Origin of the sequence: Streptococcus mitis, assembly GCF_001579045.1 — a bacterium.
GTDB lineage: Bacteria > Bacillota > Bacilli > Lactobacillales > Streptococcaceae > Streptococcus > Streptococcus mitis_D.
The window spans coordinates 490,750-504,361 of record NZ_KQ970261.1 but is presented as its reverse complement, the minus strand read 5'-3'; the positions used below and the strand labels follow the sequence as shown (position 1 = coordinate 504,361).

14 protein-coding genes, 1 pseudogene and 1 riboswitch are annotated in these 13,612 nt (G+C 41.0%); of the genes and pseudogenes, 11 read left to right on the top strand and 4 right to left on the bottom strand.

Features of this window, described 5'->3' with window-relative positions:
* Positions 1-157, bottom strand: a pseudogene (locus SMIDD28_RS02285) (IS5/IS1182 family transposase); the annotation flags it as partial.
* 296 nt (positions 158-453) lie between these two features.
* Here SMIDD28_RS02285 and SMIDD28_RS02280 point away from each other — a divergent pair.
* From SMIDD28_RS02280 to SMIDD28_RS02260, 5 genes are all read left to right on the top strand, one after another.
* Positions 454-1,422, top strand: a complete 969-nt coding sequence (locus tag SMIDD28_RS02280; RefSeq protein WP_061424399.1) for a hypothetical protein — start codon at positions 454-456, stop codon at positions 1,420-1,422.
* Between the two features lie 119 nt (positions 1,423-1,541).
* The gene (locus tag SMIDD28_RS02275; protein WP_061424398.1) at positions 1,542-2,057 is read left to right on the top strand and encodes a DUF6287 domain-containing protein; all 516 of its coding nucleotides are present in this window, start codon (positions 1,542-1,544) and stop codon (positions 2,055-2,057) included.
* 202 nt (positions 2,058-2,259) lie between these two features.
* A riboswitch (glycine riboswitch) is annotated at positions 2,260-2,348 on the top strand.
* A gap of 90 nt (positions 2,349-2,438) precedes the next feature.
* Positions 2,439-3,761, top strand: a complete 1,323-nt coding sequence (locus SMIDD28_RS02270) for an alanine/glycine:cation symporter family protein (RefSeq protein ID WP_061424396.1) — start codon at positions 2,439-2,441, stop codon at positions 3,759-3,761.
* Between the two features lie 131 nt (positions 3,762-3,892).
* Positions 3,893-4,441, top strand: coding sequence for a carboxymuconolactone decarboxylase family protein (locus SMIDD28_RS02265; protein ID WP_061424394.1), 549 nt, complete (start codon positions 3,893-3,895; stop codon positions 4,439-4,441).
* A 214-nt stretch (positions 4,442-4,655) separates the two neighbouring features.
* Positions 4,656-5,555 (top strand): TDT family transporter, encoded by a 900-nt coding sequence (locus tag SMIDD28_RS02260; protein WP_061424392.1) that lies wholly within the window; start codon positions 4,656-4,658, stop codon positions 5,553-5,555.
* A gap of 25 nt (positions 5,556-5,580) precedes the next feature.
* Here SMIDD28_RS02260 and serS read toward each other — a convergent pair whose 3' ends face one another.
* The 3 genes from serS to SMIDD28_RS02245 form a co-directional block, all read right to left on the bottom strand.
* Positions 5,581-6,855, bottom strand: coding sequence for a serine--tRNA ligase (serS, locus tag SMIDD28_RS02255; RefSeq protein ID WP_061424390.1), 1,275 nt, complete (start codon positions 6,853-6,855; stop codon positions 5,581-5,583).
* 213 nt (positions 6,856-7,068) lie between these two features.
* Positions 7,069-7,440 carry a DUF956 family protein gene (locus SMIDD28_RS02250; protein WP_000079363.1) on the bottom strand — a complete coding sequence of 124 codons (372 nt, stop codon included), beginning with the start codon at positions 7,438-7,440 and terminating at the stop codon, positions 7,069-7,071.
* 2 nt (positions 7,441-7,442) lie between these two features.
* The gene (locus SMIDD28_RS02245; RefSeq protein WP_061424388.1) at positions 7,443-8,807 is read right to left on the bottom strand and encodes an aspartate kinase; all 1,365 of its coding nucleotides are present in this window, start codon (positions 8,805-8,807) and stop codon (positions 7,443-7,445) included.
* Positions 8,808-9,016: 209 nt separating this feature from the next.
* Here SMIDD28_RS02245 and SMIDD28_RS02240 point away from each other — a divergent pair, with 209 nt between their 5' ends.
* From SMIDD28_RS02240 to fabD, 6 genes are all read left to right on the top strand, one after another.
* Positions 9,017-9,802: an enoyl-CoA hydratase gene (locus tag SMIDD28_RS02240; RefSeq protein WP_061424386.1), complete on the top strand. Its 786-nt coding sequence runs from the start codon at positions 9,017-9,019 to the stop codon at positions 9,800-9,802.
* Positions 9,803-9,894: 92 nt separating this feature from the next.
* Positions 9,895-10,329 (top strand): fatty acid biosynthesis transcriptional regulator FabT, encoded by a 435-nt coding sequence (locus SMIDD28_RS02235; protein ID WP_061424384.1) that lies wholly within the window; start codon positions 9,895-9,897, stop codon positions 10,327-10,329.
* A complete protein-coding gene (locus tag SMIDD28_RS02230) occupies positions 10,329-11,303 on the top strand; it encodes a beta-ketoacyl-ACP synthase III (protein ID WP_061424382.1) in 975 nt (324 codons plus the stop codon). The genes SMIDD28_RS02235 and SMIDD28_RS02230 overlap by 1 nt, the downstream gene beginning before the upstream one ends.
* Before the next feature lie 58 nt (positions 11,304-11,361).
* A complete protein-coding gene (locus tag SMIDD28_RS02225) occupies positions 11,362-11,586 on the top strand; it encodes an acyl carrier protein (RefSeq protein WP_000257838.1) in 225 nt (74 codons plus the stop codon).
* Between the two features lie 116 nt (positions 11,587-11,702).
* Positions 11,703-12,677 carry an enoyl-[acyl-carrier-protein] reductase FabK gene (gene fabK / locus SMIDD28_RS02220; protein WP_061424380.1) on the top strand — a complete coding sequence of 325 codons (975 nt, stop codon included), beginning with the start codon at positions 11,703-11,705 and terminating at the stop codon, positions 12,675-12,677.
* On the top strand, positions 12,670-13,590 hold the full coding sequence (fabD, locus tag SMIDD28_RS02215) for an ACP S-malonyltransferase (RefSeq protein WP_061424378.1): 921 nt from the start codon (positions 12,670-12,672) through the stop codon (positions 13,588-13,590). The genes fabK and fabD overlap by 8 nt, the downstream gene beginning before the upstream one ends.
* Positions 13,591-13,612 lie beyond the last annotated feature (22 nt).

Genomic DNA, 13,612 nt, shown 5'->3' with positions numbered 1-13,612 from the left:
TTTCTAGGCTTAACTTAGGGGTTCGTCCACCTTTTGCGTGTTTACGTTGATAAGCTGTTTTTAACACAGCTAACATCTCTTCAAAAGTAGTACGCTGAACACCAACAAGGCGCTTAAATCGTGCATCACTTAATACTTTACTTGATTCATAATTCATAGTTTTATTGTATCATATTTTTGTTTCCCAGGAAGTCTAATATAAAATTTATTACTACGGATTATAATCTGGTGAATCAGAATATTACTCACATTGAATACTCAGGGGACGATTCTGATAAGAAAGATAGACTATTTGATTTATTGAAAACAATTTCAGAACAAACTATTGTTTATGTGCGCTCTCCGAAACGAGCAGAGGAGCTTGCTCTAGAATATATATAAAATACTGCTAAAACTGAAGATAGACTCCCAATAATACGGTGGATCGATGAGAATGTTTCAAAAGAGTGGAACTTGAAAGCAATATTAAATCATGGCGTAGGAATACATAGTGGACAATTTCCTAGACATATCGTCAATTCTCAATTAGATTACTTCAACCAAGGAAAACTTAATGTTATTTTTGCGACAACTTCCTTAATTGAAGGAGTTAATACTGCTGCTAAGAACATAGTTATATTTGATATGAAAAAATCGAATAAGAAGTTGTCATATTTTGATTTCAATAATATCAAAGGTCTTGCAGGACGCATGATGCAGCATTATTCTGGAAATATTTTTTATTTTGATCCCCCTCCTATAAAGACTTCAGAAAAGGTGGATGTTCCGCTAATTGAACAGAGAGATGATTTACAGAGCGAGGTATTAATTAATCTAGAAAGAGAAGATGTAAAGGATAATCTTAAAGAAAAATATAATACAATAAAATCGAGTATCTCGGAAGAATTATGGACTATTTTTAGGGAAAATTATTATGATGTGGAATCGCAAAAACGCTTGTATAATTATCTTATTCAAAAACCTAATTTATTAAATGAATTATCGTGGAACAGTTCCTCTCTATCTTATGATACGCTACTGCAAACGATGAAAGCTATTTCGCACGGTTTAGATAACGCTAGCAATAAAAGCTATAAACATGTAACATTTATAGCTTACAAAATCTCTAAAGGTAATATTAAAAATGTAATTGATAGTGAAGTACAATATCGATCAGAGAAAGTTAGAGATAAGGGCTTGCACGAAGTATATAATGAAGTAATCTTTGATATATTTAAGTTCATGAGAACTGAAGCGAAATTCAAAATCCCTAAAAAAATGTCTGTTTTACAGAGTATTGTAAATTATATTTTGAAAGATAAGATAGCTGACTATTCGTTATTTATAGCCAAGTTGGAGAATGAGGGGGTTGGTGGATTGAAAAGTATTCTACTAGATTACGGAGTTCCATCTACTGTAATCAAAAAATTCGTACAAATTTAGATTCGGTTGAAATAATTGATTATATAAAAAGTAATTTAGATAGCTTAAATTTTACCGATTACGAAAGGGAAATAATTGAGAGATTATAAAAACGCAGTTCAATTCATACCATTTGGAAATTGAATAGTAGTGGGGACAAATTAGAGAAGGTTAAAGAAGCTAAGACAGAGGATGAAGTCAGTCCTGGTGCTCGAATGAATCTATCTAATCTGACTTGGAAATCTGTAACAGAAAAATTTGCTGCAACAGCATCTTCATCAAATCAAAATACTTCTGGGAAAATGGATATTAACGCCATAAAAAATGGAGATTTCTCTAGTATTGAAGGAAGATGGAGTAATGGTCACGGAGGAGAAGACTTAGTCTTTAGTAAAGATGGCTTGATAGCGCCAGAGAAATTTAAAGTTGACCTTGCAGAATCAGAAATAGTAAATGATTTTCTACGAGCTCGCTATTCAGGTCCAGCTTTTGGAGTCTTTATTCAATTCATACCAGCAGGAGTTAGAATACCTGATGAGACATCAATGGATGGATTAATATCAGACGCTTCGGATATTAGTAAAGATAGAATCATCTATCGCGCTTCATTTCCAGTACATAATAAACCAGAACAATTCTTATATCGTGTAGAATAAGAGTGAAACAGATTGATTTAATAATTAATAGCACCTCACGCACATGGGAATGCTCAATCTTTTTCTACAGAGTCAAATAAGATTTTCCCAAAATTCATTGACAAAATCCAACATTTTTTGTAAAATAAGAATCAATTAAATACCAACACCGAATGAAGTTTAATAGAAGTGGCAAATCGTTTGATTTTTCATGACTGTAAATGGACGGAACTCTGGAGAGACCGTAAAGGCACCGAAGGGGCAAGGCAGGCAACTGCTCAAACTCTCAGGTAAAAGGACAGAGCTAGGATAGATCGCTTTTTAGCATTTATCTAAGCATTCCAGAGTACATGTATCTTGCATGTGCTCTTTCTTTTGGGGTTGAAAAGATAGGAGAATAGAATGTTAGAATTGCTTAAATCAATTGATGCTTTTGCTTGGGGTCCACCCCTCTTGATTTTATTGGTCGGAACAGGGATTTACCTAACTGCCCGTTTAGGACTTTTGCAGGTTTTGCGTCTCTCTAAGGCCTTTCAGCTTATTTTTATCAAGGATAAGGGGCATGGGGATGTATCCAGTTTTGCGGCCTTGTGTACAGCCCTAGCAGCGACAGTTGGTACGGGAAATATTATCGGAGTGGCGACAGCTATCAAGGTCGGTGGACCAGGAGCTCTCTTTTGGATGTGGATGGCGGCTTTCTTTGGGATGGCAACCAAGTATGCGGAAGGTTTATTAGCTATTAAATACCGCACCAAGGACGACCATGGTGCAGTAGCGGGAGGCCCAATGCACTATATCCTTCTAGGGATGGGCGAAAAGTGGCGACCACTTGCTATCTTCTTTGCTATCGCAGGTGTCTTAGTAGCCCTATTGGGAATCGGAACCTTCACCCAAGTGAACTCGATTACAGAATCTATCCAAAATACGACGACTATTTCGCCAGCTATTACGGCTCTCGTTTTATCTGTCTTAGTAGCGATTGCCGTTTTTGGCGGACTCAAGTCTATTTCAAAGGTTTCGACAGCTGTTGTTCCTTTTATGGCCATCATCTATATTTTAGGGACACTTACAGTTATTTTCTTCAATATTGGCAAACTCCCTGCCACAATCGCTTTAATATTGACATCAGCTTTTAGTCCTGTTGCTGCGGTAGGTGGATTTGCTGGCGCTAGCATTCGGATGGCTATTCAAAATGGTGTGGCGCGTGGTGTGTTCTCAAACGAATCTGGCCTGGGTTCTGCTCCCATTGCAGCTGCTGCAGCTAAGACAAACGAACCAGTAGAGCAAGGTTTGATTTCCATGACAGGAACCTTTATAGACACACTCATTATCTGTACGCTGACTGGTTTGACCATCTTGGTAACTGGGGTTTGGAGTGGTGACTTAAATGGGGTTGCCTTGACTCAGTCTGCTTTCTCAACAGTCTTTTCACACTTTGGACCTGCCCTCTTGACCATCTTCCTTGTGCTCTTTGCATTTACAACGATTCTAGGTTGGAACTATTACGGGGAACGTTGCTTTGAGTTTCTCTTTGGGGTTCGCTTTATCTGGCTCTACCGTGTGGTTTTTGTGCTCATGGTCTTGCTGGGAGGATTTATCGAGTTGGATATGGTCTGGATTATCGCAGATATTGTCAATGCCTTGATGGCACTACCAAACTTGATTGCTCTCTTAGTTTTATCGCCAGTCGTTATTGCTGAGACTAAAAAGTATTTTAATAAATAATGGAATCACACATCGCGTGTGATTTTTTACTTTCATAAGAAATTTCTATCGGTGCAATTTAAAATATATATTATACATGGTATAGAATCTGTGATAGACTAGGTTTCAACAACATGAAAAGAGGTTTTATAATGACAACATTTACAATCCATACAGTCGAATCAGCACCAGCAGAAGTGAAAGAAGTTCTTGAAACAGTGCAAAAAGATAACAATGGCTATATTCCCAACCTAATTGGTCTCTTGGCTAATGCACCAACTGCTTTAGAAGCCTACAGAACTGTCGGAGCCATCAATCGTCGTAACAGCTTGACGCCTGTTGAGCGTGAAGTGGTGCAAATCACGGCAGCTGTGACCAATGGTTGTGCCTTCTGCGTCGCAGGTCACACAGCTTTTTCCATCAAACAAATCCAGATGAATGATGACCTTCTTCAAGCCCTTCGCAATCGTACTCCAATTGAAACAGATCCTAAATTGGACACCCTAGCTAAGTTTACCTTGGCAGTTATCAATACCAAGGGTCGTGTAGGAGATGAAGCCTTGTCTGAGTTTTTAGAAGTCGGCTACACTCAACAAAATGCCTTGGATGTGGTTCTTGGTGTCAGCCTAGCAAGCCTCTGTAACTATGCCAACAACCTAGCCAATACACCAATTAATCCAGAATTGCAACCTTATGCTTAATCCTTATCTGAGTAAAATGAAGTCTGATACTCAATGAAAATCAAAGAGCAAACTAGGAAACTAGCCGCAGGCTGTACTTGAGTACGGCAAGGCGACGTTGACGTGGTTTGAATTTGATTTTCGAAGAGTATGAAATAATCGGACTTCGTTTTTTAATCCCTCATTTAAGCGCTTTTATGATATACTGAAACTAACATGATTATTGGAGGTTAGGATGAAAAAACTCCCCTTGGTATTTTCTGGTTGTTTGCTAGGTTTGGCAGGAGCTGGGAATCTCGTTTTAGATACAGTGCCAGTTCTATCACATCTACTGAGTCTATCAGGTTTGATTTTGTGGCTATTCTTTCTGATTCTTCGTCTGCTCAATTGGAAAGAAAGTAAGCAAGAATTGACCAAGCCCCCTCTTTTGTCTGGAATGGCTACCTTCCCCATGGCTGGGATGATTTTATCTACCTATGTTTTTCGCGTCTTCCCTCATCTTCCTTTGGTAGCGCAAGGACTCTGGTGGTTTTCATTTCTCTTGGATTTGTCCTTGATTGCTGGTTTTACCATCAAGTTTGCCTGTCCGGGTCGTAGGGTTCCTGCGACCCCAAGCTGGACGGTTCTCTATGTAGGGATAGCAGTGGCAACCTTGACCTATCCTCTCGTAGGCATCATCGAAATTGCCTATGCAACCTTGAGTTTTGGTTTTCTTCTTACCTTCTATCTCTATCCCCTTATTTATAGCGATTTAAAGAAACAACCGCTCCCACTAGCCTTGCTTGGACAAGAAGGAATCTACTGTGCTCCCTTCTCTCTACTCTTGGCTTCTCTGGTTCGAGTAGGAGGATCCAACCTGCCGACTTGGCTCTTGATTGTCATGATTTTGGCTTCTCAATCCTTCTTTTTCTTTGTATTGAGTCGCTTGCCCAATATTTTAAAACAAGGTTTTCAACCAGCCTTCTCAGCCCTCACCTTCCCGACTATTATCACAGCTACTTCGCTCAAGATGGCTCAGGGACTCTTGAAACTTCCATTTCTGGATTATCTGGTATTGGCTGAAACTGTTATTTGCCTAATCATTTTGCTCTTTGTATTAGGCGCTTATCTGATTTGGTTACGAAAAAAGGTCTAGCTAGAAATAGCTAAACCTTATTTTTTTATGGTTTGATAACTTCAGCGCCACCCATGTATGGACGAAGAACTTCTGGGATGGTTACAGAACCATCTTCATTTTGGTAGTTTTCAAGAATAGCAGCCACTGTACGTCCAACTGCAAGTCCAGAACCGTTCAAGGTGTGGAGCAATTTAACCTTGCCATCTGCTTCATCACGGTAACGGATTTGGGCACGACGGGCTTGGAAATCTTCTGTGTTTGAACAGCTTGAGATTTCACGGTAAGTATTTTGTGCTGGAATCCACACTTCCAAGTCGTAAGTCTTAGCAGCTGAGAAGCCCATATCTCCAGTAGAGAGAGCAACGACACGGTATGGAAGGTTGAGTTTTTGAAGAATGTTTTCAGCGTTGGCTGTCATTTTTTCCAATTCTTCGTAAGATTCTTCTGGCTTGGCAAATTTGACCATTTCAACCTTGTGAAATTGGTGCAAACGAATCAAGCCACGAGTATCACGGCCAGCTGAACCAGCCTCAGAACGGAATGATGGGCTCATAGCAGTGAAGTAGATTGGCAGGTCTTTACCGTCAAGGATTTCATCACGGTAGTAGTTTGTCAGAGGAACTTCAGCGGTTGGAATCAAGACAAAGTTGGTATCGCTGAGTTCAAAAGTATCTTCCTTAAATTTTGGATATTGACCAGTACCAAACATTGAATCATGGTTAACCATGTAAGGTGTGATGACTTCAGTGTAGCCTTCTTTGCCGTGCTCATCCAACATAAAGTTGTAGATAGCACGTTCCAAACGAGCACCGAGACCTTTATAGAAGAGGAAGCGAGCGCCTGTTACCTTACCGCCGCGTTCCCAGTCAAGGATACCAAGGTCTTCACCGAGATCCCAGTGAGCTTTAGGTTCGAAGTCAAACTCGCGTGGAGTCCCCCAACGGCGAACTTCCACATTGTCATCTTCATCAGCCCCAACAGGAACACTGTCAGCAGGGATGTTTGGAAGAGTAGTGGTAAATTCTGTCAATTTAGCATCGATGTCTGCCAATTCAGTATCCAAGGCTTTGACCTCAGCAGATAGAGTTTGCATGGCAGCAATCTTGTCATCTGCATTTTCCTTGTTGCGTTTGGCTTGGGCAATCTCAGCAGAAACTGTGTTACGTTCTGCTTTGAGAGTTTCAACCTTGACTAAAATGTCACGACGTTTAGCATCGATTTCTTTCATCTCATTCAAGATAGCAGCATCTACACCACGTGTAGCCAATTTTTCTGCGACAGCATCAAAGTCTGTACGAATACGTTTGATATCTAACATAAGAACTCCTTTATGAAAAAAGCACACCTGACAAAGCGTTGGAGTGGCAGGGCCACGGTTCCATCCAACTTCACAGGTGTGCACTTGATTGTGTATGCAATTGTTACTAACGGTAGAATTTCACCTATCCCTCCTATCTGCTCGCAGCATCCGCAGACTTTCTGAAAGAAGAAGATAACCTACTTATCCGTTGCTATGATTATACTAAAGTTTCTACTTTTTTGCAAATAGATTTTTAAATTTTTGGCTAATTGTCTGAATCAGGGTCGGAAGTTTGACGACCTTGTCATTTCCCAGTTTTTCGCGTGCAATTTTGAGAATGGCACCTGAGTCTTTTGAAGCAAAGAGGAATTTTCCTCTATCTGTAAAGACTTCGAAGTGGCGACTGATTTTCCGCCCAGTGACATTGGCTCCAATCTGATTGATATGGCTCCAAGGAATCTGGATAAATTGTTCGACATTGACATCTGGGTAAAATTCCAAGGCCTGATCTCCGACAAGGAATTTCCCAACTTTCCCAGCTATAGAGAGGTAGGAAGTGCCTGTCGTGCTGAGAAGCACTGTTTTATTAAGAGATTGGGCCATGCTTAGTCTTCCTTACTTTCGCCGAAAAAGGCATTGTAGAGGGCTTTAATTGCTGCTTTCTCTTGGTCTTTATTGACAACAAACATGATAGAAACTTCACTAGAACCTTGAGACATCATCTGGATGTTGATCTTATTTTCAGATAGAGCACGTGTCGCAGTAGCAGTTACTCCGATATGGCTCTTCATTTTTTCTCCAACAATCATAATGATTGAAAGGTCGTGTTCGATTTCTGCATGGTCTACTTCAGCCTTTTGAACCAACTGACGAAGGATTTCTTCTTCCTTGATAGGAGTTAGTTCGCGAGAACGGAGAATGACTGAAAGATCGTCGATACCTGTTGGCATATGTTCCCAACCGATGTTAAGGTCTTCAAGGATTTGCAGAACCTTACGACCAAATCCAACCTCACGGTTCATGAGGTATTTCGACATGTTGATGCTGACAAAGCCAGAGTCACCAGCAATTCCCACAACTGGGAACTTGTCACTACTGTGTTTTAGAACGATACGAGTACCTGGATGGTCAGGGTTGTTGGTATTCTTGATAACGAGAGGAATTTTTCCTCGGTAGGCAGGAAGAAGCGCTTCGTCATGAAGGACTGAGAATCCTGCATAGGCCAACTCACGCATTTCACGGTAGGTCAACTCAGGGATTGAGTGTGGTTGGTGGATAATACCAGGGTGGGCTGCAAAGATACCATCAACGTCCGTAAAGTTTTCATAGAGGTCTGCCTTAACACCGGCAGCAATGATAGAACCTGTAATGTCTGAGCCTCCACGAGAGAAGGTACAGATTTGATTTTCCTTAGTAACCCCAAAGAAACCTGGAATGACAAGGACTTCATTGGCGTTTGTCAATTCTTCAATCTTGTCATAACTTGATGGAATGATGCGAGCGTGACCAGGTTCACTTGTGACTACAATACCAGCTTCTCGAGGGTGAACATAGCGTGCATCGATACCGTTTTGGTTAAAATAGGCAGCAATCAATTTAGCATTGTTATTTTCACCGGCTGCTAGGAAAGTATCGTAGAGAAATTCATTTTCTTCGATAGGAAGAGTGGCTAAGGCGCGAATGCTTTTAGAAATTTTTTCTAAAACAGCTGGTTTTAGTCCTAGTTCACTAACCATAGCAGCATAGCGGTCGATAATCCAGTTTTGGCTCTTGCTAATATCGTTACCAGCAACATAGTCGCGGTAGTATTTAATCAAGGCATCCGTAACCTTAGTATCTTCAGCATTGCGTTTACCAGGCGCAGAAACGACCACAAAACGACGCTCTGAATTGCTTTTGACGATGTTTAAAACTTTTTCTAATTGACTAGCAGAGGCAAGAGAGCTACCTCCAAATTTAACAACTTTCATAAGAACTCCTAAAGTAAGTATTTTATACGATTATAGCAGAAAGAAAGCCTTTTTTCAATGAAGAAAATAAGATGTTTTCTAACCTAAAGCGAGCCTTTCCAATCGGCTGAGACACTTTTAGTCGATTTTTTCTTGCTTTCTGCTCCTAAAAAAGATATACTTTGAAAACAAAATAATTTAAACTGCTTATAAAATAAAAAGGAGTCCTGATGGAACACATTATTTATCAGCTTGAAGAGGATTTGGCAATCCTTACCTTGAACCGTCCTGAGGTTGCAAATGGCTTTCATATTCCTATGTGTGAAGAAATTTTAGAAGCCTTGACTCTGGCGGAAGAGGATCCAGCTGTGCATTTTATCTTAATTAATGCCAATGGAAAGGTCTTCTCCGTTGGAGGAGATTTGGTAGAGATGAAGCGAGCAGTCGATGAGGATGATATTCCATCATTGACAAAAATCGCAGAGTTGGTCAATGCTATTTCTTATAAAATCAAGCAAATAGCCAAACCTGTTTTAATGGAAGTTGACGGTGCTGTTGCAGGTGCTGCAGCTAATATGGCTGTTGCGGCAGATTTCTGTCTTGCAACGGATAAGGCTAAGTTTATCCAAGCCTTTGTTGGCGTCGGCTTGGCTCCAGATGCAGGAGGAATTCATCTCTTGAGCCGAAGTATTGGTGTGACGCGTGCTGCTCAATTAGCCATGACAGGAGAGGCTTTAACAGCAGATAAAGCTCTGGAGTGGGGGCTTGTTTACCGCGTCTGTGAAGCAGAGAAACTTGAAAAGACGAGAGAACAGCTTCTTAAAAAATTGAGCCGCGGGTCAGCTAATTCTTATGCTGCCATCAAGAAGTTGGTTTGGGAGAGCCAATTTAAAGATTGGCAAGATTATGCTGCTTTAGAGCTGCATCTACAGGAATCACTGGCCAAAACAGAGGATTTCAAAGAGGGAGTTCGAGCTCATTCGGAGAGAAGAAGACCTAAATTTATAGGAAAATAAAAAAATACTTGCGCTATTCTTTGAAGTTTGATATAATTCTTTTGTCAAATGTTTTGATTGTAAAAGTTTTTTGAGAAGGAGGGAAAGAAAGATTGGACTACCAACGAATTAATGAATATTTAACATCTATATTTAACAATGTCCTCGTCATTGAGGAAGTTAGCTTGAGAGGTAGTCGTTTCAAGGATATCTCCATCAAAGAAATGCATACGATTGATGTGATTGGGAAATTCCCAGACGTGACACCAAGTCAAGTGTCAAAAGAGTTGATGGTGACTCTTGGGACAGTTACGACTAGTTTGAATAATCTCGAACGCAAGGGTTACATTGAACGCATTCGTTCAGAACATGATCGTCGTGTGGTGCATCTGCATTTGACAAAGAAGGGTCGCTTGGTTCATAGGTTACATAAACGCTTCCACAAGGCCATGGTTGAAAAAATCATTGATGGTATGAGTAAGGAAGAAATTGATGTTATGAGCAAAGGTTTGACCAATCTTTATCAATTTTTGGAGGATTTGAAATAATGGCTTTTGCAAAAATAAGCCAGGTTGCTCATTATGTGCCAGAGCAAGTGGTTACAAATCACGACTTGGCTCAGATTATGGATACCAATGATGAGTGGATTTCAAGTCGGACGGGAATACGACAAAGGCATATTTCAAGAACAGAATCTACTAGTGATTTGGCTACAGAGGTGGCTAAGAAACTGATGGAAAAAGCTAGAATCACAGGAGAGGATTTGGATTTTATCATCCTAGCTACTATCACTCCAGATTCGATGATGCCCTCTACAGCTGCTCGTGTCCAAGCTAATATTGGTGCTAATAAGACCTTTGCTTTTGATCTAACAGCAGCTTGCAGTGGATTTGTATTTGCCTTATCAACTGCTGAAAAGTTTATCGCTTCTGGTCGCTTTCAAAAAGGCTTGGTGATTGGTAGTGAGACCCTCTCTAAAGCAGTCGATTGGTCAGACCGATCAACAGCTGTGTTGTTTGGAGATGGTGCTGGTGGCGTCTTGTTAGAAGCTAGCGAGCAAGAGCATTTCCTAGCTGAGAGTCTCAATAGCGATGGTTCACGAAGCGAGTGTCTAACTTATGGGTATTCAGGTTTGCATTCTCCATTTTCAGATCAAGAAAATGCAGATTCATTTTTGAAGATGGATGGGCGCGCAGTCTTTGATTTTGCCATTCGGGATGTAGCCAAGTCTATCAAGCAGACTATTGATGAATCTCCTATAGAGGTGACAGACTTGGATTATCTGCTACTTCATCAAGCTAATATCCGTATTTTGGATAAGATGGCTAGAAAAATTGGTGTTGACCGAGATAAACTTCCAGCCAATATGATGGAATATGGTAATACCAGTGCAGCAAGTATCCCGATTTTACTTTCAGAGTGTGTAGAACAAGGTCTCATCCATTTAGATGGTAGCCAGACTGTTCTGCTATCAGGCTTCGGTGGAGGCTTGACCTGGGGCACGCTCATTCTTACAATTTAGGTAATCATGTGGTGAACACATTGTTATAAAAAACTATTTATTTTAAAGGAGTCCTATCATGGCAGTATTTGAAAAAGTACAAGAAATTATCGTTGAAGAACTTGGGAAAGACGCATCAGAAGTAACACTTGAATCAACTTTTGATGATTTGGACGCAGATTCATTGGACTTGTTCCAAGTAATCTCAGAAATCGAAGATGCTTTTGATATCCAGATCGAAGCAGAAGATGACTTGAAAACAGTTGGTGACTTGGTTGCCTACGTTGAAGAGCAAACAAAATAAACAGAATATAGATAGAAGGAGTAGGGAAACCCGCTCCCTCTTGTTTAGGCAATAGTTTGATTGTCAAATTATGACGGTATCGAACTATTACGTAAGCAAGAAACGATGGAGGCACTATGAAAACACGTATTACAGAATTATTGAACATTGATTATCCTATTTTTCAAGGAGGAATGGCCTGGGTCGCTGATGGTGATTTGGCAGGGGCTGTTTCTAAGGCTGGAGGACTAGGGATTATCGGTGGTGGGAATGCCCCGAAAGAAGTCGTCAAGGCCAATATTGACAAGATCAAATCGTTGACTGATAAACCCTTCGGTGTCAACATCATGCTCTTGTCTCCCTTTGTGGAAGATATTGTAGACCTCGTTATCGAGGAAGGTGTTAAGGTAGTGACAACAGGCGCAGGAAATCCTGGTAAATACATGGAACGTTTCCATGAAGCAGGGATTACAGTTATTCCTGTTGTACCAAGTGTTGCCCTAGCTAAACGCATGGAAAAAATTGGTGCGGACGCTGTTATCGCAGAAGGAATGGAAGCTGGGGGGCATATCGGTAAATTAACAACCATGACCTTGGTGCGTCAAGTGGCGACAGCTGTATCTATTCCTGTTATTGCTGCAGGAGGAATTGCAGATGGTGAAGGTGCTGCGGCTGGCTTTATGCTAGGGGCAGAGGCTGTTCAGGTTGGAACTCGTTTTGTCGTTGCAAAAGAGTCTAATGCCCATCCAAATTATAAGGCGAAAATTTTAAAAGCTAGAGATATTGATACTACGATTTCAGCTCAACACTTTGGACATGCTGTTCGTGCGATTAAAAATCAGTTGACTCGTGATTTTGAACAAGCTGAGAAAGATGCCTTTAAACAAGAAAATCCAGATTTAGAAATTTTTGAACAAATGGGAGCAGGTGCACTAGCCAAAGCAGTTGTTCACGGTGATGTGGATGGCGGATCTGTTATGGCAGGTCAGATTGCAGGGCTTGTTTCCAAAGAAGAAACCGTTGAAGAAATCCTAAAAGATTTGTATTACGGAGCAGCTAAGAAAATTCAAGAAGAAGCCTCTCGTTGGGCAGGAGTTGTAAGAAATGACTAAAACAGCCTTTTTATTTGCTGGCCAAGGTGCCCAGTATCTAGGTATGGGACGGGATCTCTATGATCAGTATCCGATTGTCCAAGAAACGATTGATCAAGCGAGTCAGGTACTTGGTTATGATTTGCGTCATCTCATCGATACGGAAGAAGACAAACTCAATAAGACCCGCTATACCCAACCAGCCATTCTAGCGACTTCGGTTTCTATCTACCGTTTATTGCAAGAAAAGGGCTATCAGCCTGATATGGTTGCTGGTTTGTCTCTTGGAGAATACTCTGCCTTGGTGGCCAGCGGTGCCTTGGATTTTGAAGATGCGGTTGCCTTGGTTGCTAAGCGTGGAGCCTATATGGAAGAAGCGGCTCCTGCTGGCTCTGGCAAGATGGTGGCAGTTCTCAATACGCCAGTAGAGGTCATTGAGGAAGCCTGTCAAAAAGCTTCTGAACTTGGAGTGGTTACCCCAGCCAACTATAATACACCTGCACAAATCGTGATTGGTGGAGAAGTGGTTGCAGTTGATCGAGCTGTCGAATTCTTGCAGGAAGCCGGTGCCAAACGCTTGATTCCTCTCAAGGTATCAGGTCCCTTTCATACTGCTCTCCTTGAGCCTGCTAGTCAGAAACTAGCTGAAACACTAGCTCAGGTAAGTTTTTCAGATTTTACTTGTCCCCTAGTCGGCAATACAGAAGCTGCAGTTATGCAAAAAGAAGACATTACTCAACTTTTGACGCGTCAGGTCAAGGAACCAGTTCGTTTCTATGAAAGTATTGCAGTTATGCAAGAAGCAGGCGTAACCAACTTTATCGAGATTGGACCGGGGAAAGTTTTGTCAGGCTTTGTCAAAAAGATTGATAAAACGGCTAAACTAGCCAATGTCGAAGATCAGGCTAGCTTGGAAGCTATGCTAGGAAACTAGAAATCCCTTCTCCCATAAATAC

Bases quoted from the DNA above. Each gene is read 5' to 3' on its own strand.
- serS (WP_061424390.1), bottom strand. From the start codon at position 6,855: ATGTTAGATATCAAACGTATTCGTACAGACTTTGATGCTGTCGCAGAA.
- SMIDD28_RS02250 (WP_000079363.1), bottom strand. From the start codon at position 7,440: ATGGCCCAATCTCTTAATAAAACAGTGCTTCTCAGCACGACAGGCACT.
- SMIDD28_RS02270 (WP_061424396.1), top strand. From the start codon at position 2,439: ATGTTAGAATTGCTTAAATCAATTGATGCTTTTGCTTGGGGTCCACCC.
- SMIDD28_RS02230 (WP_061424382.1), top strand. From the start codon at position 10,329: ATGGCTTTTGCAAAAATAAGCCAGGTTGCTCATTATGTGCCAGAGCAA.
- fabD (WP_061424378.1), top strand. From the start codon at position 12,670: ATGACTAAAACAGCCTTTTTATTTGCTGGCCAAGGTGCCCAGTATCTA.
- SMIDD28_RS02260 (WP_061424392.1), top strand. From the start codon at position 4,656: ATGAAAAAACTCCCCTTGGTATTTTCTGGTTGTTTGCTAGGTTTGGCA.
- fabK (WP_061424380.1), top strand. From the start codon at position 11,703: ATGAAAACACGTATTACAGAATTATTGAACATTGATTATCCTATTTTT.
- SMIDD28_RS02265 (WP_061424394.1), top strand. From the start codon at position 3,893: ATGACAACATTTACAATCCATACAGTCGAATCAGCACCAGCAGAAGTG.
- SMIDD28_RS02245 (WP_061424388.1), bottom strand. From the start codon at position 8,807: ATGAAAGTTGTTAAATTTGGAGGTAGCTCTCTTGCCTCTGCTAGTCAA.
- SMIDD28_RS02240 (WP_061424386.1), top strand. From the start codon at position 9,017: ATGGAACACATTATTTATCAGCTTGAAGAGGATTTGGCAATCCTTACC.
- SMIDD28_RS02225 (WP_000257838.1), top strand. From the start codon at position 11,362: ATGGCAGTATTTGAAAAAGTACAAGAAATTATCGTTGAAGAACTTGGG.